Here is a 19,021-nt window from a genome sequence, read left to right as displayed (position 1 = left end):
AAACCTTTCCCTTCGCTCCCGACGACATGTGGGGTCGCCCGTGAGCGGCGGCCCGGCAGGTGATGGGAGCGGGCCGGAAAAGGCTCCCACCGAAGGCGATCTCTCCGCGAGGCTCAAGCGTCTCGAGACGCAGCTCGAAGGCAAGCGGCCCAACACCGCGCCCGACAAGCTTGCGCGCACCGGCACGTCCGGCGGGTCTGCCCCGCTCGGCCAGGCCATGCGGCTCTCGACCGAGTTCATCGCGGGTGTGATCGCCGGGGGAATCCTCGGCTACATCGTCGATCATCTCTTCGGCTCCAAGCCGTGGGGGATGATCGTGCTGCTGATGCTGGGCTTCGTGACGGGGATCTACAACGTCATGCGGGTCAGCGGCTTCAGCACCAAGAAAAACTGAGAAAGATCGCCGGTAAGGGTCTCCAAGACGCCTCAAGGGTCTTGAGACTCGCCCGGCATCGTGTAAGGGCGACGCGCGACAGACGGGAGCCGCAAAGGCTTCCTCGCGCGACACACAAAGGGGCGGAAGCGGGCACATGGCGGTCAGTATCGACCCGATCCACCAGTTCGAGCTGCAGCCGCTCGTCTCGCTGGGTCACATCGGCAACCAGCAGCTCGCGTTCACGCAATCGGCTCTCTACATGTTCGCCGCGGTGGGCATCATCGCGCTGCTGACCATCGTGGCGACCTCCGGGCGTTCCGTGGTTCCGGGCCGTCTCCAGGCTTTGGCCGAGACGCTCTACGAATTCATCGCCGACACGGTGCACCAAGCGACCGGCGAGGACGGCAAGCGCTTCCTGCCGCTCGTGTTCTCGCTGTTCATGTTCGTGCTCATCCTGAACCTGCTCGGGATGATCCCCTACGCCTTCGCGGTGACCAGCCACCTCATCGTCACCTTCGGCCTCGCGCTGGTCGTGATCCTGACCGTGGTGATTTATGGCGTCGCCAAGCACGGCACCCACTTCCTCGGCGTGTTCGTGCCGTCGGGCGTGCCGAAGCCGCTGCTGCTGATCATGGTGCCGATCGAGATCGTGTCGTTCCTGTCGCGGCCGATCAGCCTCTCGGTTCGTCTCTTCGCCAACATCCTGGCCGGCCACATCGCGCTGAAGATCTTCGCCTTCTTCGTGGTCCAGCTTCTGGTTGCCGGTGCCTGGGGCGTGCTCTCGCCCCTGCCGCTCGCGCTCACCATCGCGCTGACGGCTCTCGAGTTCCTCGTCGCGGCCCTTCAGGCTTACGTCTTCGCGACGCTGACGGCGGTCTACCTCGCCGACGCCCTCCACCCCGGCCACTGATCCTTCCCGGCCGGACCCTTCCGCCCTCAACGAACCCCGTTCGAACTTCAGGAGTGTTTCATGGATCCCGTCGCTGCGAAGTACATCGGCGCCGGTCTCGCCTGCCTCGGCATGGCGGGCGCCAGCATCGGCCTCGGCAACCTGTTCGGTCAGTTCTACGCGGGCGCCCTGCGCAACCCGTCGGCCGCCGATAGCCAGCGCACCAACCTCCTCCTGGGCTTCGCGCTCACCGAGGCGCTCGGCATCTTCTCGCTGCTCGTCGCGCTGCTGCTCCTCTTCGCCGTCTGACGCGTCGTTCTTCGGGGGAGCGCGGGCCGGCCACTGGGCCCGCCCCGCGCTCCCCCGCTCGTTGAGAGTGCCTCGCGAAACCTCCTCTGCTCGGTCGTCCGTCCCTCGGCACGGCGGCGCAGCGGAGGTTTCCTGAGAGACACCGATCCGGCCGCTCCCCCCGCGGAGCCGGCCTTCCGACGTCACCGGACAGGGCCATGGCCGAGCAGAAGAATTCCCTCACGACCCCCTCCCCGAACGCGGACACGACCATCGTCCCGGCGGGAAGCCCGCATACCCATACCGAGCAGCCCTCCGGCGGCCATGGCAGCGCCTTTCCGCCCTTCGAGAGCCACACCTTCCTCTCTCAGCTGATCTGGCTCGCCCTGGCCTTCGGCCTGCTCTACTACCTGATGTCCAAGGTTGCGCTGCCGCGCATCGAGGCGATCCTCGGCGACCGCGCCGGCCGGCTCTCGTCCGATCTGACCGAGGCGCAGCGCATGAAGACCGAGGCCGACGCCGCCGGTGCCGCCTACGAGAAGTCTCTGCGCGAGGCGCAGGCGAAGGCGCAGGCCATCGCCCAGGAGACCCGCAACACCCTCTCGGCCGAGGCCGACGCCAAGCGCAAGACCCTCGAAGCCGAGCTGAACCAGCGGCTCGCCGCCTCCGAGGCGACCATCCGCACCCGCACGAACGAAGCCATGGGCAACGTCCGCGCGATTGCCGGTGAGACCGCCTCCGCGATCGTCGAGCGGCTGACCGGCCAAGCTCCCGACCAGGCGAGCTTGAATCGCGCCCTCGACGCGACGCCCGCCGCACACTGATCCGCGGGCCGGCCCGTTGCCGGCCCCTCCCATCCGACCCCGCCCCGGCCCGCCGGGCGGAGGGCCGTTCAAGGGTTTGAGACCGACATGTTGTTGACCGCGGAATTCTGGGTCGCCGTCGCCTTCGTGGCGTTCCTGGTCATCGTCTGGCGGGTCGGCGGCTTCTCGATGATGACCAACGGGCTCGACAGCCGCGCCAAGCGCGTGCGCCACGAGCTCGACGAGGCCCGCCGCCTGCGTGAAGAAGCCGCGGCCGTGCTCGCCGACTACAAGCGCCGCCGCACCGAGGCTGAGCGTGAGGCCGAAGCGATCATTGCCGGTGCCCGCGAGGACGCCGAGCGCATCGCCGCCGAGGGCCATGCCCGTCTCAACGACTTCGTGGCCCGCCGCACCAAGGGCGCCGAGGCCAAGATCGCCCAGGCCGAGGCACAGGCCACGGCCCAGGTTCGCGCTGCCGCCGCCGACGCGGCCGTGAAGGTCTCCGAGACGCTGCTGCGGGAGCGCCTCCAGGGCGCCGCGGCACAGGATCTTCTCCGGGCCAGCCTCGGCGATGTGAAGAGCCGGCTTCAGGCCTGAGCCTGATGGCGCCGATCGAACGGGCCCTTGCCGGGTTTCGGCAAGGACACGGCGCAAATCGGCAAGCCGCCTCGATCGGAGCGGCTACGGTTCTCGGGCGTGTTCGCGGGGCCGGCCACTCACCGATTGGATCGGTCCCGTGACACCCGGCTTTGCCGGGTGTTTTCATGTGTGGGGCCGGATGCGCTGCGGTGCCGCAGAGCGAGACGGGTCCCGTTAAAAATTTTGAAGACAGGCGAAAAATCACCTGTGCTTGGCCTGTGGTGCCGCGGCGTGTACGAATAGTGACTGAAATACACCCGCGTGAACGCCGACGGGAGAACGGGTGGGTTTGCCCGTAAACAACGAAAAGAGGCTACGCTCATGAGCGCCGGAACTGCGACCGACACCACCGACCTCGACACCTTCTTCTCGTCTCCTCTTGCCCAGACCGATCCCGAGATCGCCAAGGCCATCTCGCAGGAGTTGGGCCGGCAGCAGCACGAGATCGAGCTGATCGCCTCCGAGAACATCGTCTCGCGCGCCGTGCTCGAAGCGCAGGGTTCGGTCCTCACCAACAAGTACGCCGAGGGCTATCCGGGCCGGCGCTACTACGGCGGCTGCCAGTTCGTGGATATCGCCGAGGAACTCGCCATCGACCGGGCCAAGCGCCTGTTCGGTTGCGGCTTCGCCAACGTGCAGCCGAATTCCGGTTCCCAGGCGAACCAGGGCGTGTTCATGGCCTTGATGCAGCCCGGCGACACCTTCCTCGGCCTCGACCTCGCGGCCGGCGGCCACCTCACCCACGGTGCGCCCCCGAACGTCTCGGGCAAGTGGTTCAAGCCGGTCTCCTACACCGTGCGCCGCGAAGACCAGCGCATCGACATGGAGCAGGTCGAGCGCCTCGCCCAGGAGCACAAGCCCAAGGTGATCATCGCCGGCGGCTCGGGCTACCCGCGTCACTGGGACTTCGCGAAGTTCCGTGAGATCGCCGACTCGGTTGGCGCCTACTTCTTCGTCGACATGGCCCACTTCGCCGGCCTCGTCGCCGCGGGCCTGCACCCGTCGCCGTTCCCGCATGCGCATGTCGCAACCACGACGACGCACAAGACCCTGCGCGGCCCGCGCGGCGGCATGATCCTCACGAACGACGAGGCCCTGGCCAAGAAGTTCAACTCGGCGATCTTCCCCGGCCTCCAGGGCGGCCCGCTGATGCATGTCATCGCCGCCAAGGCGGTGGCCTTCGGCGAGGCGCTGAAGCCCGAGTTCAAGATCTACGCCAAGCAGGTGATCGACAACGCCCGCGCGCTGGCCGACACCATCATCTCGGGCGGCTACGACATCACCTCGGGCGGCACCGACAACCACCTGATGCTGGTCGACCTTCAGAAGAAGGGCCTGACCGGCAAGGCGGCCGAGGCGGCGCTCTCGCGGGCCGACATCACCTGCAACAAGAACGGCGTGCCGTTCGACCCGCAGAAGCCGACGATCACCTCCGGCATCCGTCTGGGCACGCCGGCCAGCACCACCCGCGGTTTCGGCGTCGCCGAGTTCAAGCAGGTCGGCTCGCTGATCGTTCAGGTGCTCGATGGCATCGCCGAGAAGGGCGATGGTGGCGACGCCGCGGTCGAGGCGGCGGTGAAGGAGAAGGTCCACGCCCTCACCGATCGGTTCCCGATCTACGCCTGAGCCTGATCGAAACACATTCGGCCCGTAACGCGGGCCGATGCGGCCGCGGATCTCCGGATCCGCGGCCGCTGTCGTTTCGGGGCAACCCCAAAATTAATCCACGTAAGGTTTGTCGTTCCGGGGAGTGTACACGTCGGTACATCCTTGAAATGATGTGGGTCGAGCCTTCCTTCGCCTGAAGGTTGCGCGGCACCGCTCGGGAGGGCGACCCTGCATCTCTCGCTTCACACGGATTACGGCCTGCGTCTGCTGATGCACCTGACGTTGGCTGCGCCGGGAGCCTGGGTTGCGACCCCGGCCGTCGCGCAACGTTTCGACATCTCGGTGCACCATCTCCAGAAGATCGCCCAGACGCTGGTCCGGGCCGGTGTCGTCGAGGCGCGCCAGGGCCGGTCCGGCGGCGTGCGTCTCGCACGGGACGCGCGCGAGATTCGGCTCGGACGCCTCGTTGCCAATCTGGAGGGCGTCGGCACGGTGGTCGATTGCCGGCGCGACCCCTGCCCGCTCATCGGCCGCTGCCGCCTCAAATGGGCCCTCGATGCGGCCGAGCAGGCGTTCTTCCTCGAACTCGACCGTCTCACTCTCGCCGACGTGGTGGCCGGACCGACGGCCGCCGCACTCCGCGGCCTCTTTCGCCCCGAGCCGGGCGACGGGGAAGCGACGCCGGTCGCACCCGATCCGAGTGATCCCGCTTCTGGCAATTGAGCGTCGGGTGGGGCAGAGAGAGGCGGCTTTTGAGAGCGTCCGGGACGAGGTGGTGAGCGCGCGATGCGGTGTCCGTTCTGCGGGGGGCCCGACACCCAGGTGAAGGATTCGCGGCCGAGCGAGGATTCCTCGGCGATCCGCCGCCGCCGCGTCTGCCCGGATTGCGGCGGACGCTTCACGACCTTCGAGCGGGTGCAGTTGCGCGAACTTGTCGTGCTCAAGCGCTCGGGCAAGCGCGTGCCGTTCGATCGCGACAAGCTCCAGCGCTCGATCGATGTGGCGTTGCGCAAGCGCACGGTCGATCCCGAGCGGGTGGAGCGCCTCGTCAGCGGCATCACCCGGCGCCTCGAGAGCGGCGGCGAGGGCGAGGTCACCAGCGAGGCCATCGGCGAGGCGGTGATGGAGGGTCTGAAGGGGCTCGACGACGTCGCCTATGTCCGCTTCGCCTCGGTCTACAAGAATTTCCGCGAGGCACAGGACTTCCAGGATCTGCTCGGCACCCTCGGCGAGCGGTTGGAGGGTGAAGGCGTCCTGCCCGAAGAGGGGGAGGCTGTGCCCGCCCCGTCCGACGAGGCGGTCGCCGCCCCGCGCCGTGGCCGTCCGGCCCGGAAGCGGGCGTGACGGGGCGAGCCGTGGACGTGTCCGAACAGGAAGCGATCGATCGCCGCGCCATGCGCCTCGCGCTCGCGCTGGGGCGGCGCAATCTCGGCCGGACCTGGCCGAATCCGAGCGTTGGCGCCGTCGTCGTGGCGGAGGGCCGCATTGTCGGGCAGGCGGTGACGGCCGTCGGCGGACGCCCGCATGCGGAGCCCCTGGCGCTCGCCATGGCCGGCCAGGCCGCCCGCGGCGCCACGCTCTACGTCACCCTCGAGCCCTGCTCGCATCACGGCCGCACCCCGCCCTGCACCGATGCCACGATCGCCGCCGGGATCGCCCGCGTGGTCACCGCAATCGAGGATCCCGATCCGCGGGTGGCCGGGCGCGGCCATGCGGGCCTACGTGCGGCAGGGATCACCGTGGAAACCGGCCTGTTGCGCGAGGAGGCCGCCCGCGACCATCGCGGCCATTTCTCCCGCGTGACGCGCGGGCGCCCGAGCCTGCATCTCAAGCTCGCCCGAACCCGCGACGGCTTCGCCGCCCCCTCGACGGGTGAGCGGCTGAAGATCACAGGCCCGATCGCCGATGGCGCGGTGCATCTGTGGCGCGCCCATGCCGACGCGATCATGGTCGGCATCGGCACGGCCCGCGCCGACGACCCCTCGCTGACCGTCCGGCTTCCCGGGCTCGCCGAGCGCTCGCCGCTGCGGATCGTCCTCGACTCGACCTTGCGCCTCAACCCCGCGAGTCACCTCGTGCGCGGAGCCCGCGACCTGCCGACCCTGGTTCTGACTGGACGCGGCGCCCCGGCCCATGCCCGGCGGATGCTCGCCTCCTTCGGCGTCGAGATCGCCTTCGTCCCCACCGATGCGGGGGGCCGCATCGATCTGCCCGCCGCGCTGACCGCACTGGCGGAGCGCGGCCTGACGCGGATCTGCAGCGAGGGCGGGCCGGCGCTTGCCGACGCGCTGGCGGCGCACGATCTCATCGATGCCTGCACGCTCATCACCGGCGCCGTGACACTGGGCGAGGCCGGCGGCTTGCCGGCGCTCGGGGCCAACCTCGCCCGCCGGCTCGCCGACGGCTCCCTGAGCGTCACCGAGTCCCGCGCCTTCGGCCCCGACACGGCGGTCACCTACGAGAGGATCTGAGATGTTCACCGGACTCGTCAGCGATGTCGGCCGCGTCGTCTCGGTGGAGGGCACGGAGCGCCTGCGCCGGATCGTGATCGAGAGCGCCTACGATCCCGCCGGCATCGCGCTCGGCGCCTCGATCGCCTGCTCCGGCCCCTGCCTCACCGCCGTCGCAGTGGAGCCGCACGGGGCGGGCTGCCGCTTTTCGGTCGATGCCGCCGCCGAAACCCTGGCCCGCACCACCGTGGGCGCGTGGCGCGAGGGCACGCGGCTCAATCTCGAACGCTCGCTCAAGCTCGGCGACGAGCTGGGCGGCCACCTCGTCACCGGCCATATCGATGGCATCGCCGAGATCCTCGCCCGCGAGACCATGACCGGGGAGGACAACCCCTGGGGGGCGAGCGAGCGCTTCACCCTGCGGGCGCCGGCCGCACTCGCCGGCTTCATCGCCGAGAAGGGCTCAATCTGCCTCGACGGCACCTCGCTCACCGTCAACGCGGTCTCGGGCAGCGACTTTTCGGTGCTGCTGATCCCGCACAGCCTTTCGGTCACGACCTGGGAGGAGCGCCGCGAGGGGGATCGGATCAATCTGGAGGTCGATCTGCTTGCCCGCTACGCCGCACGCCTCGCCGAGACGCGCGGGTTGTTGCAGGCGTGAGGACCGCTCCGGCTTACTTGCCGTCGTAGGAGGCGGCGAGACTGTTCATGATCTGGTTCGTCTCGGCGTCGTACTTCTTGTCGCCCTCCGGCGAGGCCCAATAGCTCACCAGCAGATAGCGCTGGCCATCGGATTTCGGCACGACCGAGAGATAGCGCAGCACCGTCGGCTTGTTCTCATAGGTCGCCGGAACCTCGGTGATCTTGAGGCTGTAGGTCGGGAAATCGACCTCCTTCGACTGGCCCTCGCCGGTCACCTTGACGCCTTGCCCCTTGAAGTAGGCGTTGTGCTCGCCGAGCAGGGCCTGGAACTGGGCGGGCTTGTAGCTTTCGAACCAGAGGTAGATCTCCTCGTCCGCGGTCCGGGCCTGGACGCCGCGATCGATCGTGGTGACCTTCCACGCCGCCGGAATATCGACGGCGATCGGCCGATCGCCGGGGACGACCGTGACTTTCTTGGCGAGGGCGGCGCTGCCGGCCAGCAGAAAGAAGGCGAGTGCTGCACTGCCTAAGAATTTCGGCGATCCGATCGTCATGAATATCCCCTGTCGGCCCCCTTCGTTGTGAGCGAGCCTGCCCGAGACTTGCCGTCACGCTTAGCGTTCGGCAATGCACACCCGTCCCAGATCGACAGAAACCTTTTCAAGGAGACGGAACGTCCCGGGCATCGTGTCGATTGAGCCGCCGCATCGGGTGAGCGCTGGGTGGGTCTTCGGTTCGACCAGTCTTGGTGAGGACGCTCACCGGATGATCCGTGAGGAAGACTTAATCCTTCCCGCCGAATCTCTCGCCTCGATTCGGGCTCGTTTCATAAAAGGGCGCTGGCCATCATGACGGTTACAGGACGCCGCGACAGGGTGCTGGCGGCGCTGACTGCGCTGAGCGGTGCCGTCCTCCTCGCCCTCCTTCTGGGGCGGGGTGCGCTGCGCGATGCCGGCTTCAACTCGCACGGGGCGCTGGCCGACGCGTTCCTGCACGGCCGGCTCTGGGTCGAGCACTGCCCCGAGATCGACTGCGCGGTGTTCGAGGGGCGCACCTACATCATCTTCCCGCCGCTGCCGGCCCTGGTGCTGACGCCGTTCGTCGCCCTATTCGGCTTTCCCGGCTTCAAGGGCTTCGTGCTACTCGGCCTCGGCCTGTCGGCCCTGAGCCTGCTCGCCTGGAGCCGCATCTTCCGCGCGCTGGAGGTCGAGCGCGGGCAGGCGTTGTGGCTGCTTGCCGCGCTCGCCTTCGCGAGCCCGCTCTATCAGGTCACGCTGCGCTCGGACGGCGTCTGGTTCTTCTCCCAGACCGTCGGCTTCCTGATGATGACATTGAGCCTGTGGGCGGTGATCTGTCGGAGTTCGTTGCCGCTGGCCGGATTGTTCGTCGGCCTCGCCTTCCTGTGTCGGCAGATGGCGATCTTCTATCCGCTGTTCCTGCTGGTTCTCGCCCTCCCCCGCGGGCGCTCGCTGCTGGCGAACCCGGCCTCGGTGGCGAAATCCGCGATGCTGGCGGGCCTATGCGTCGCAGCCGCCCTCGCCATCTACTGCGCCTACAACGCCGCGCGCTTCGGAAGCCCGTTCGAGACCGGCTACGCCTTCATCCACAATCCCGGCCAGGAGAGTTTCATCTGGCGGCGCATCACCGAGGGCGGCCTGTTCTCGCGCGACTACCTGCTGTTCAACACGCTCTACCTGTTCCTGCAGGGAATCCATTTCGAGTTCGGGAGCCCCCGGCTGACGGAACTCGTCGGCTTCGACAAGGCGGGCACGGCGCTCCTCGTGGCGAGCCCGTGGCTGCTGTTGGCCTTCTACGCGCGGCTCGACCGGGTCTTTGCCGCCGGGGCGGCGACCATCGCGGTCATTGCCGGGATCACGCTGTTCTATCATTCGAACGGCGCCGAGCAGATCGCGACCCAGCGCTACGTCCTCGACTGGCTGCCGATCCTGATCGTGCTGATGGTGCGCGGTGAACGCCCGCCGGCCTTCGCCGCCCTGCCGATCCTCGTCACCTGGGGCGTCGTCGCCAACCTCGCCGTGGTGACGCTGGTGTCGCTCTACCGGCTCTGAGGCTGCGGTCGCAGGGCCGCGCCGAAGGTGAGGAGCCGATGGCCGAGAAAGTTCGTCACGGCGCCGACGGCGATGCCGGCGCCGTGGCCGAGGGCTTGCGCCACGGCCGGTTTCAGACCCGGCAACAGGCCGGTCAGGCCGTCGATCACCAGTGTGCTGACCGCGAGGACCACCGCCAGGCCGACGGCGTTGACCGCGAGGAACAGGACGAGCTGCCCGCGCAGCGTGCCGTGCGCGGCCGCCCGGAACACGAAGACGCGGTAGAGCCAGAAGCCGGCGACCATGCCGATGCCGTAGGCCAGGATCAGGGCCGCCTCGAAAGGCAGCGCCAACGACAGCAGGATCCGCGCGACCCAGTTGATCGCCACCGCCGAGCCGCCGGCGATCAGGAAGCGGACGACCTCGCTTTGCATCACAGCCCGAACGTCTTTGGGAGAAGACCGGGCGGCAGGCCGAAGGCCGCCACCGCGAAGGCGAGGCCGGCCACGCCCGCGAGCATGAGACTCGGGCGATCCTTGACCGCGAAAGCGACCGGATCGTCGTGGAGCGCGTCGCGGCCTGCCAGCAACCAGACCCGGCCGATGAACAGGACGAGGATCGGCGGGAAGATCCACAGGGCCGGCGGCGCCGCGAGCATCGCGTGGCGGAACGCCTCGTTGGCGAGATACAGGATGAAGATGACGACGCTGGCGAGCCCGGAGGCGATGCCGAAGGCGAGCACCACAGGCTCGTCCGCCGGCTCATAGCCGCGCCCGGCGATGGTGCCGGCCTGCCCGCGCCGCACCGCCCCGCGCAGCTCGGTATGGCGTTTGGCGAAGGACAGCGACGTGAACAGGAACATCGAGAAGGTCAGGAGCCAGGGCGACCACGCCACCGCGACCGCCGCGACGCCGACGGCAATGCGCAACGAGAACAGGCTCCCGAGCGTCAGCGCATCGAGCATCGGCACCCGCTTCAGCCACGCGGAATAGGCCAGCGTCAGGGCGAGATAGGCGAGCACGCCGGTGAGCACCGCCGCCCCGGCCCAGGCCGCGACCGCGAGCCCGCCGACGAGGCCGAGCACCAGGGCCGCCAGACCGGTGGCGATGGGAAGCCGGCCGCTCGCCAGGGGGCGCTCGCGCTTCGACCAATGCGCCCGGTCGTGCGACAGATCGAGCAGGTCGTTCAGCAGATAGCTCGCCGAGGCGACGAGGCCGAGCGCGAGGAAGGCCAGAGCTGCACTTCCCCAGGCCTGCGACTCCCCTGCCCGGCCGCCGAGGACGAGCGGCAGGAAGACCAGGGCGTTCTTGGCCCATTGATGCAGGCGCAGGGCCTTGAGCAGCGCGCGCGACTGCGAGACGGCGGGAAATTCCTCGACCGGCTTGCCGAGCCCCCGCGCCGCGCGGAGCACGGAGCCGGAGGCGCCCACCACGATCACCCGCTGGGCCGCGGCCCAGACCGGAAGGTCGGCCCTGGCATCGCCCGCATAATCGAAGCCCTGCGGGTAGAGCGCCCGGAGCTGCGCCGCCTTGGCCTCACCCTTGAGGTTCCGCACCCCGTCGCTCGCCACCACGCGGTCGAAGACCGGAAAACGCCGCAGGGCACCCAGGGCCATCAGCTCGTCGGCGGCGGTGGCGAGCACGATCTCCTGGCCCGCCGCCTTCCGCGCCTCGATATGGGCGAGCAGCGCCGCGTTGACCGGCAAGGACGCGAGGTCGAGGCCGGCGCCTTCCGCGATGCGGCGCTTGAAGAAAGCCCGGCCCCGCGGCAGCCATAGCAGCATCAGGAGCAGCGTCAGCGGGTTGCGCCGCAGCAGCGCGATGATGCCTTCCAGAAGCAGATCCGTGCGCAGCAGCGTGCCGTCGAGGTCGATCACCAGCGGCACCGGTCGCGGGGCCGCGTCCTCGATCAGGATCGGGGCCGTCTCCGCCCTTCGCGCGTGCGCCGTCGCCATGCGGGATAACCCCCGTTTCCAGTGCGGGATCGGTGGTCGAACACCCGCGAATTTGCGTTCGACAGTCTATCGCCGGGATCGACTTCAGCCGGGTTAATGAATGTCACCGCAGGTTGTAGCACCGAGACTTCGGCTCCATTTGATTGATCAAACCTTTCCGCCTCCGCTGAATTGTGCTGTTGCCGGTCCGGCCTCGAACGCTGGCGGCCTTCGCCTTCGCTCCGCTTGGGCAGTTCGGTACGGTCGGGACCCGCACCGGACGGACGGCGCCGTCGCTCTTCGCGCAATTGCCCGCGCTGCGTCCCGTGCCGCTTGTGGAGCCCGCGGCACTTGGGCTAACCCTCCGGCCTGCCCCGAACATTCGTGAACTCGCCCCGGAACGACAGTCGCATGGTCTCCCAACGCCGGGACGCGGACGCGCCCAAGGATAGCCCCAAGAGCATCCTCGAAAGCCTCGCCGGCACCCGCGTGCTGGTGGTCGAGGCGCGCTACTACGACGACATCGCCGACGAATTGCTGGCCGGTGCCCGCGCCGCGATCGAGGCGGTCGGCGCCGAGGCGCGGGTCTTCACGGTGCCGGGCGCCCTCGAAATCCCCGCCGCCATCGCGATCCTGATGGAGGCCGGCCGCAAGGCCGGCGGACCCTACGATGCGGCCGTGGCGCTCGGCTGCGTCATCCGCGGCGAGACCGGCCATTACGACATCGTCGCGGGCGAGAGCGCCCGTGCGCTGATGGACCTCTCCGTGTCCGAGCACCTGCCGCTCGGCAACGGCATCCTCACCGTGGAGACCATGGAGCAGGCGCTCGCTCGCGCCCGGGTCTCCGAGATGAACAAGGGCGGCGGTGCAGCGGAGGCGGCCCTGAGCCTCCTCGCCATCAAGCGCGCCGCCAACCTGGAACCCGCCCGATGACAGAACCCGCCGCGACACCGGCCCAGCCGAAGCCGAACGCCCGCACCGGCGCGCGCCTCTCCGTGGTGCAGGCGCTCTACGAGATGGAGATCTCGGATAAGGGCGTGATCGAAGCGCTCGCCGAGTTCGAGGCCTTCTGGATCGGTCAGGAGGTCGACGGCGTCGTTCACCCCCCGGCCGAGATCGCGTTCTTCCGTGACGTGCTCCGCGGCGCCGTGGAGGAGCAGCGCGCCATCGACCCGAAGCTCGATACGGCGCTGGCGAAGGGCTGGCCGCTACGCCGGCTCGAAGCGGTGCTGCGCGCCATCCTGCGGGCGGGCGCCTATGAGCTGATGTTCCGCCGCGACGTGCCGGCCCGCGCCGCGATCTCGCAATATGTCGAGGTCGCCTACAGCTTCTACGGCGGCGACGAGCCGGGCATGGTCAACGCCGTGCTCGACCGGGTCGGCCGCGAGGTGCGCTCCACCGAGTTCGGGATTCCTGCCGCGCCCGGCCCGGCGAAGAAGGGCTGACCGGCATGGCGCGTGCGGGCGAGGAGGCGCTGATCGCGCGCTACTTCGCGCCGCTCAGTGGCCCCGGGGCCGAGGGACTGCGCGACGACGCCGCGAGCCTGACGCCGACGCCCGGCCACGACCTCGTGGTGACGGCCGACGCCATCGTGGCCGGCGTGCATTACTTCCCCGACGACCCGCCCGGCTCCATCGCCAACAAGGCGCTCGGCGTGAACCTGTCGGATCTCGCCGCCAAGGGCGCCAGCCCGCGCGGCTTCCTCCTGACCCTCGCGCTGCCGGACGACTGGACCGAGGCGTGGCTCGCGGCCTTCGCCGAGGGTCTCGGTGCGGCGAGCCGCGCCCATGGCTGCCCGCTGCTGGGCGGCGACACGGTGCGCTCCGGCGGCCCGGCGCTCATCGGCGTGACCGCCTTCGGCGAGGTGCCGGCCGGCGGCATCCTGAGGCGGCAGGCGGCGCGAGCGGGTGACCGGCTCTGCGTCAGCGGCACGATCGGCGACGCGGCTTTGGGCCTCGCCCTGCGGCTCACGCCCGATCCCGCGCTGGCCCCCCTCCACCGCGATGCGCTCCTCGACCGCTACCTTCATCCGCGCCCGCGGCTGGCGCTCGCCCCGGTGCTGCGCCGCCATGCCCGCGCGGCCATGGACGTCTCGGACGGGCTTGCGGGCGATCTGACGAAGATGTTCGCCGGCACCGGCCTGACCGCCCGGATCGACGTGCCGGTGGTGCCGCTCTCACCCGCCGCGCAGGCGGCCATCGCCGGCGATGCGAGCCGCCTCGATACGGCCCTGACCGGCGGCGACGATTACGAGATCCTCTGCGCCGTGCCGCCCGACGCCGTAGGCGCGTTCCTGGCCGAGGCGCGGGCCGCCGGGGTGCCCGCTGCCGAAATCGGCACCGTGGAAGCCGGCGACGGGCCGCCGCGCTTTCACGATGCGCATGGGCGCGCAATGGGCTTTGCCCGCGCCTCGTTCAGCCACTTCTGAAGCGGTGCCCGCGGCTCTGCCCATGATCGTGCAGGCCGAAAGCGCCAGGGGGAGCAACGCTCAATCGGCGAGCGCGGCGACGAAACAGCAGCCGAGCGTCGATGAGTGCCGACGCGCCCACATCCAGAAGAGCAAAGAGAACAACACGAAGACGGGGGCTGAGTAAGCGCGCGTCCCATAAGGAACAGCACGGTCGACGGCGAGCCGGGTTACACCTCGATTCCGGTCTGGCGCCGGCTCAGGGCCCAGACCCGCTCCTGCAACGCCTCATCCCGGCTGCGGGCGGACGCGGCGGTCTCGCGGCTCTTGGCGAAGTAGCGCCCGCTCACGCCAGCGAGTTCGGGCGCGGTGGCGACGTGAAGCGAGGTCTGGGCGCCGGCCTCGGTCGAGATCAGGAACGGGCGGATCAGGCTCCAGGCAAAGCCGAGCCCGCCCTTCGTGTTCTTGGCAAAGTCGCTCGCCACGACACCCGGATGCACCGCGTTGACGGTGATGCCGCTGCCGGCCAGCCGCCGGGCGAGCGCGGTGGTGAACAGCACATTGCCGAGCTTGGCCTGGGCATAGGCCTTCATCGCGCCGTAGCGGCGCTCGCCGCCGAGATCCTCGAAATCGATGCGCCCGCGGGTATGGGCGGCCGAGGCGAGGTTGACGATGCGGGCACGGGGCGCGGCTTCGAGCGCGCCACGCAGCTCGTGCGTCAGCAGCACGTAGGCGAGGTGGTCGAGGGCCCAGGTGCGCTCAATGCCATCGGCGGTGACGTGGCGCTCCGAGAAGATCGCGCCGGCATTGTTCACGAGGAGGTCGAGGGCCGGGTAGAGCGCCCTCACCTCGCCCGCGAGCCTGCGGATCTCGGCTTGGCTCGACAGGTCTGCGAGAAAGACGTCCGCCGCGCCGCCGGTCTCCCGGCGCAGATGCGCGGCGGCGCGTTCCGTGCGCGCGCGGTCGCGCCCGACGAGGCCGACCCGCGCCCCGAGGCGGGCGAGCCCCAGGGCCGTCTCGGCGCCGATCCCGGAGGAGGCGCCGGTGACGAGGGCGGTGCGGCCGTCGAGGCGCACGGGTTGGAGCCGGCGGCTCAGAACACCGCCTGACCGATGGCCAGCGCGATCACCACGATGACGATGGCGAGCACGAGGAACAGGCCGAACAGGATGCGGGCGATCGAACTCGCGCCGGAGGCGATGCCGGTGAAGCCGAGGCCGCCGGCAACAAGCGAGATCACGAAGGCGATGGCGGCCCATTTGAGAAGCGTCATGGCAGTTCACTCCGAAACAAAAGCGGAGCAGTAACGGCCGATGAGCCGGCGGCGTTCCGTCGCGGCTCGCGCTTTAAGCGCCGGTCTGCTCCGCCGCCGCGCGCCGCACCAGCAGCTCCGCCAGGGTGTGATAGAGGCCGCCGCGGCAGACCAGCTTCGAGACCGCATCCGCGATCAGCGCCGCGAGCATCAGCGGGATCATCATCGCGTGGTTCTGGGTCATCTCGGTGACGATGACGAAGGAGGTGAGCGGCGCCTGAAGCACGCCGGTGAGGTAGGCGGTCATGCCGATCAGCACGAGCGCGCCGACCGGCACATCCGGCAGGAACAGGCTCGCCTCCGCGCCCAGCCCGGCGCCGACGGCCAGCGACGGCGCGAACAGACCGCCGGGAATGCCGCTGATCGCGGACAGGACGGTTGCCAGGAACTTGAGCGGGGCGAAATCCCAGCGCGGATCGTTCCCGGCATGGAGCAGCGCCCGCGCCTCCTCGTAACCGGTGCCGTAGACGGAGCCGCCGGAGGCAAGCCCGCACAGGGCGACGCCGAGCCCGCACAGGCCGGCGAACAGGACGGGACGGCGCCCGATCCACCCGCCCACCCGTCCCGGCAGGCCGCGGCCGAACGCGATGACGATGCGGCTGAACAGACCGCCCGCAAGGCCGCCCGCCACGCCGAGCAGCGGCACCGCGAGCCAGCCGGCGGCCAGCGAGAGCCGCGCGTCCGACGTGCCGAAATAGGTGTAGTCGCCGAGGATCGCGAGCGAGGTCAGGCCGGCGGCGACGATGGTGGCGACGATCAGCGCGCTGCCGCGGCTGTCATAGGCCCGGCCGAGTTCCTCGATGCCGAAGACGATGCCGGCCAGCGGCGTGTTGAAGGCGGCCGCCACCCCGGCCGCGCCGCCCGCGAGCAGCAGGCCCCGCATCCGCTCCGGGCTCAAAGTCCCGAAGGCGGCCATGATCGCCGCGCCGACCTGCACGGTGGGCCCTTCGCGGCCGATCGAGGCGCCGCACAGGAGCCCGAGGCACATCACGACGATCTTGCCCGCCGCCACCTTGAGCGAGACCAGCGCGCGGCGCGCGGGCCCGGCATCCAGGGCACGGGCGGCGATCACCTGCGGGATGCCCGAGCCCTGCGCGTTCGGGAAAACGGTGCGGGCGAGCCACGCGGCGAGCGCGAAGCCGGCCGGGCAGAGCAGAAGCGCCAGGGCCGGCGAGGCGTGGAGCCCGTGCCGGAAGAGATCCTGCGCCGCATCGGCCGCCTTGGCCATCAGCACCGCCGCCAGGCCGACGCAGATGCCGCCCACCAGGAACAGGCTCCGCCTGCGCCAGGTCGTCCACGCATTGCCGGAGGCACCGCGCAGCCGCGACAGGGCTGGTCTCAGGTCCGTGGGGCGCAGCGGCATGGGGGGATCACGCAAGGGATGGACCGTGTCGCCCACACCCTGGCGGCGAAATCGGCGCAGGGCCATCGCCGCGGCGCGAGGATCCGGCGCGAACGCGTCATCCGATGTGGAGGGCCGGTACGGAGGGGGAGACCGGGCGCTGCAACAAATGGTCTCGGTTGCGACATGGATGAGGATCTGCGCGTTTAGAAGGCTTCATGACACCCCCGGTTGTCGGTGGCCCATCCTGGGTCTCGCATGGCCGGCGGTCGAGGCGGACGATGCGCGGATCCCGCAGAACCGGGCCGCGCGGCAATCAGCCAGGGAGACGGCATGGGGCGGCTGACCACGGTACCGGCGAGCGCGGTCCTTCTGGGCATTGCGGGGTTGATTCCGTTCGTGGGCTTTGCGGCCCTCTCGGTCAGCGGCACGGATGTCGGGCTCGGCACCATCGGCCTGTCGCCGCGCACCATCCTCTCCGCCTACGGGGCGGTGATCGCCTCGTTCCTCGGCGGTATCCGCTGGGGAGCGGCGGCGGCCCGCGATGCGGGCTGGCGCGATTACGGCCTCGCGATCGTGCCCTCGCTCCTCGCCTGGGCGGCGCTCGCCGCCCCGCCGCCCTGGGATCTGCGGATGCTCGGCGCGCTCGTACTGCTCTGGGGCATCGTCGATCAGGACCTGCCCCGCCGCGGCATGGTCCCGGCCTGGATGGGCCGCCTGCGGCTGGCCCTGTCCGCCGTCGCCGGGGCGGCGCTATTGGTGGCCGCATAAGGGATCGTCCCGAATGCTGGCCACCGCTTTCCGGGCGATGCGTCCTGGATCTCTCGAAGGGCGTGGTTTGTGGTCTAACCTTCCACAAGCTCATAATTGGCAGGCATTTTATCCAAGGTCGCGATGCTAATATGCGGCCAGACGGCTCTTTCCGGTAATTCGTCTTCGCGGGGGCGAAAGAAATGTAGCATGACGACCTGTGAGTATTGCAGCCGCAGTTTCGGCTTCCCCTGGTCGTCCTTCTCCGCCAGCTCTTGAATCCAGAATGTCGACTTCATGCTGACGGGCTCGGCCTCGCGAACCGAGAACGGAACGTTCGATATACCGGCGCTTTTCCGAGTCGAATCCACTGTCAGCGTCGTCGTTCGAACGATGTCGACATTCTGGTTCGCGAAGCGAAGGATCTGGTTCATGTCGGCGGGGCTGAAACCCGGAAATCCGGGCACCGTGACATTCCCCATGAACGGATGGTCGATGTAATGCCGGTAGGGCTCAAGATACGGATCCGGATTGGCGGCTGACCTGAAGTCATAGTCCGGAGTTGAGACATCCTCGAATCGGCCTGAGGGTAGTCCGCTCACGGGTGGGATGGGCGGCATGCCATCGTGCAACTCCGACTTGCCGAGTGCCAGAACGGAGTTGCCGTGGGGGATCGACGCCAGCCGAGCGACATCGAGCTCGACTTCCGAGATTGCGTCACCCTTGATCTGATCGTCCTTGGTTCGGCGGTTCTTTTCGTAGAGCCACAAGCCGGGCTCGTGATGGATCGGCAGTCCGACCGGGCCGGCGAGACCGCCGCTGCTCGGCCGATCTTCCGCTGCGATCTGTGCGATCTTCTGCTGATAGTCGAGCGTGACGACGAACTGATCGAAGTCGGGCTGGCTGGGCCGTGAGAGCCCGCGATTGGGAACGTCATCGTCAATGAAGGTGAACTGAAGCTCCTCGTCGTATTGGTTCATCAGCACACGGAACTTGAATCCTGCCGGCGACGCCGGAGCTTTGTGAAACGGCAGGGCGATCATGTTCCAGCCCGTGCCCCGCCCGTTCCACACGCCCAGCAATTGTTCGAGCGGACCAAGCTCCTGGCGCGGCGCGACCCCCCGGCTGGACAAGCTACGGGTGCGTACGGGCTGCGGTGTAATGATTTCGGAAAACTTGCGGGTTCTGCGCTCCGGGTTTTTGACAGCAGTCATGGCGCCTGTCCTCCTTGAAAAGGAGTACCATTGCAAATTATCTGTTTGTCGACTTTCGCGCAGAAGTCGTATTCACGAGACGATTTCGGGTCACGAGATGCCGGCGGAAGGCCCTGCGGACCGGGACGCTCTTGGGCGTTTGTTAGATTGGTCTGAGGTGGTGTTCCTGCCGATCCTCATGCCGAGCCGCGCGACCAGCCCTAAGGCCGGCGCGACGCTCGTCTGAGAGCCCGTCCGATAATGTCTGGCCGGGGTTGAGTGGCCGGGATGGCGGTGATTCCAGAAGGGTGCTGAAGCCTGATCTGGACGTGCCATGTGGA

At 69.1% G+C, this 19,021-nt stretch carries 22 protein-coding genes; 15 read left to right on the top strand and 7 right to left on the bottom strand.

Going from position 1 to position 19,021, the window contains the following annotated elements; translation table 11 throughout:
* Window positions 1-40: 40 nt before the first annotated feature.
* The 10 genes from ASF53_RS19750 (at window position 41) to ASF53_RS19705 (ending at window position 7,714) form a co-directional block, all read left to right on the top strand.
* Window positions 41-394: an AtpZ/AtpI family protein gene (locus ASF53_RS19750; protein ID WP_056203824.1), complete on the top strand. Its 354-nt coding sequence runs from the start codon at window positions 41-43 to the stop codon at window positions 392-394.
* A gap of 136 nt (window positions 395-530) precedes the next feature.
* Window positions 531-1,286 carry a F0F1 ATP synthase subunit A gene (locus ASF53_RS19745; protein WP_003601124.1) on the top strand — a complete coding sequence of 252 codons (756 nt, stop codon included), beginning with the start codon at window positions 531-533 and terminating at the stop codon, window positions 1,284-1,286.
* Window positions 1,287-1,346: 60 nt separating this feature from the next.
* A complete protein-coding gene (locus ASF53_RS19740) occupies window positions 1,347-1,574 on the top strand; it encodes a F0F1 ATP synthase subunit C (RefSeq protein ID WP_003601125.1) in 228 nt (75 codons plus the stop codon).
* Between the two features lie 197 nt (window positions 1,575-1,771).
* A complete protein-coding gene (locus tag ASF53_RS19735; RefSeq protein ID WP_056202633.1) occupies window positions 1,772-2,377 on the top strand; it encodes a F0F1 ATP synthase subunit B in 606 nt (201 codons plus the stop codon).
* A gap of 90 nt (window positions 2,378-2,467) precedes the next feature.
* Window positions 2,468-2,953, top strand: coding sequence for a F0F1 ATP synthase subunit B family protein (locus ASF53_RS19730; RefSeq protein WP_200943308.1), 486 nt, complete (start codon window positions 2,468-2,470; stop codon window positions 2,951-2,953).
* 363 nt (window positions 2,954-3,316) lie between these two features.
* Window positions 3,317-4,621, top strand: a complete 1,305-nt coding sequence (gene glyA, locus ASF53_RS19725) for a serine hydroxymethyltransferase (protein WP_056202627.1) — start codon at window positions 3,317-3,319, stop codon at window positions 4,619-4,621.
* A gap of 210 nt (window positions 4,622-4,831) precedes the next feature.
* Window positions 4,832-5,326 carry an RrF2 family transcriptional regulator gene (locus ASF53_RS19720; protein WP_082482872.1) on the top strand — a complete coding sequence of 165 codons (495 nt, stop codon included), beginning with the start codon at window positions 4,832-4,834 and terminating at the stop codon, window positions 5,324-5,326.
* A gap of 63 nt (window positions 5,327-5,389) precedes the next feature.
* A complete protein-coding gene (gene nrdR, locus ASF53_RS19715) occupies window positions 5,390-5,947 on the top strand; it encodes a transcriptional regulator NrdR (RefSeq protein ID WP_056202619.1) in 558 nt (185 codons plus the stop codon).
* A 50-nt stretch (window positions 5,948-5,997) separates the two neighbouring features.
* The gene (ribD, locus tag ASF53_RS19710; protein ID WP_200943306.1) at window positions 5,998-7,074 is read left to right on the top strand and encodes a bifunctional diaminohydroxyphosphoribosylaminopyrimidine deaminase/5-amino-6-(5-phosphoribosylamino)uracil reductase RibD; all 1,077 of its coding nucleotides are present in this window, start codon (window positions 5,998-6,000) and stop codon (window positions 7,072-7,074) included.
* 1 nt (window position 7,075) lies between these two features.
* Complete coding sequence (locus ASF53_RS19705; protein ID WP_056202615.1) at window positions 7,076-7,714, top strand: riboflavin synthase; 639 nt, start codon at window positions 7,076-7,078, stop codon at window positions 7,712-7,714.
* Window positions 7,715-7,727: 13 nt separating this feature from the next.
* Here ASF53_RS19705 and ASF53_RS19700 read toward each other — a convergent pair whose 3' ends face one another.
* Window positions 7,728-8,249, bottom strand: a complete 522-nt coding sequence (locus tag ASF53_RS19700; RefSeq protein ID WP_056202613.1) for a hypothetical protein — start codon at window positions 8,247-8,249, stop codon at window positions 7,728-7,730.
* Window positions 8,250-8,543: 294 nt separating this feature from the next.
* Between ASF53_RS19700 and ASF53_RS19695 the strand changes: the two genes are divergently transcribed.
* Entirely contained in the window at window positions 8,544-9,764 is a 1,221-nt protein-coding gene (locus ASF53_RS19695; protein WP_056202611.1) for a hypothetical protein, read from the top strand.
* Here ASF53_RS19695 and ASF53_RS19690 read toward each other — a convergent pair.
* The gene (locus tag ASF53_RS19690; RefSeq protein WP_056202609.1) at window positions 9,752-10,177 is read right to left on the bottom strand and encodes a GtrA family protein; all 426 of its coding nucleotides are present in this window, start codon (window positions 10,175-10,177) and stop codon (window positions 9,752-9,754) included. The genes ASF53_RS19695 and ASF53_RS19690 overlap by 13 nt on opposite strands.
* Entirely contained in the window at window positions 10,177-11,697 is a 1,521-nt protein-coding gene (locus ASF53_RS19685) for a UbiA family prenyltransferase (RefSeq protein ID WP_056202607.1), read from the bottom strand. Before ASF53_RS19685 ends, ASF53_RS19690 begins: the two co-directional genes overlap by 1 nt.
* 390 nt (window positions 11,698-12,087) lie before the next feature.
* Between ASF53_RS19685 and ribH the strand changes: the two genes are divergently transcribed.
* Genes ribH through thiL form a run of 3 tightly spaced genes read left to right on the top strand, consistent with a single transcriptional unit; the run spans window position 12,088 to window position 14,104 of the window.
* Entirely contained in the window at window positions 12,088-12,609 is a 522-nt protein-coding gene (gene ribH / locus ASF53_RS19680; protein ID WP_056202606.1) for a 6,7-dimethyl-8-ribityllumazine synthase, read from the top strand.
* Window positions 12,606-13,121 (top strand): transcription antitermination factor NusB, encoded by a 516-nt coding sequence (gene nusB, locus ASF53_RS19675; protein ID WP_056202605.1) that lies wholly within the window; start codon window positions 12,606-12,608, stop codon window positions 13,119-13,121. The genes ribH and nusB overlap by 4 nt, the downstream gene beginning before the upstream one ends.
* 5 nt (window positions 13,122-13,126) lie before the next feature.
* The gene (gene thiL / locus ASF53_RS19670; protein ID WP_056202604.1) at window positions 13,127-14,104 is read left to right on the top strand and encodes a thiamine-phosphate kinase; all 978 of its coding nucleotides are present in this window, start codon (window positions 13,127-13,129) and stop codon (window positions 14,102-14,104) included.
* A 209-nt stretch (window positions 14,105-14,313) separates the two neighbouring features.
* Here thiL and ASF53_RS19665 read toward each other — a convergent pair whose 3' ends face one another.
* From ASF53_RS19665 to ASF53_RS19655, 3 genes are all read right to left on the bottom strand, one after another.
* Window positions 14,314-15,159 (bottom strand): SDR family oxidoreductase, encoded by an 846-nt coding sequence (locus ASF53_RS19665; RefSeq protein WP_056202598.1) that lies wholly within the window; start codon window positions 15,157-15,159, stop codon window positions 14,314-14,316.
* Between the two features lie 17 nt (window positions 15,160-15,176).
* The gene (locus ASF53_RS19660; RefSeq protein ID WP_056202595.1) at window positions 15,177-15,356 is read right to left on the bottom strand and encodes a DUF1328 domain-containing protein; all 180 of its coding nucleotides are present in this window, start codon (window positions 15,354-15,356) and stop codon (window positions 15,177-15,179) included.
* A gap of 73 nt (window positions 15,357-15,429) precedes the next feature.
* Window positions 15,430-16,758, bottom strand: a complete 1,329-nt coding sequence (locus tag ASF53_RS19655) for a chloride channel protein (protein ID WP_056202591.1) — start codon at window positions 16,756-16,758, stop codon at window positions 15,430-15,432.
* 312 nt (window positions 16,759-17,070) lie between these two features.
* On the opposite strand from ASF53_RS19655, the gene ASF53_RS19650 reads away from it, so the two are divergent.
* Window positions 17,071-17,508, top strand: coding sequence for a DUF3429 domain-containing protein (locus ASF53_RS19650; protein ID WP_056202587.1), 438 nt, complete (start codon window positions 17,071-17,073; stop codon window positions 17,506-17,508).
* Window positions 17,509-17,582: 74 nt separating this feature from the next.
* On the opposite strand, the gene ASF53_RS19645 is transcribed toward ASF53_RS19650, so the two are convergent.
* Entirely contained in the window at window positions 17,583-18,701 is a 1,119-nt protein-coding gene (locus ASF53_RS19645; protein ID WP_156635704.1) for a heme-binding protein, read from the bottom strand.
* Window positions 18,702-19,021 lie beyond the last annotated feature (320 nt).

The organism is Methylobacterium sp. Leaf123, from assembly GCF_001423405.1.
Lineage (GTDB): Bacteria > Pseudomonadota > Alphaproteobacteria > Rhizobiales > Beijerinckiaceae > Methylobacterium.
This window is presented reverse-complemented; position numbering and strand designations above follow the sequence as displayed.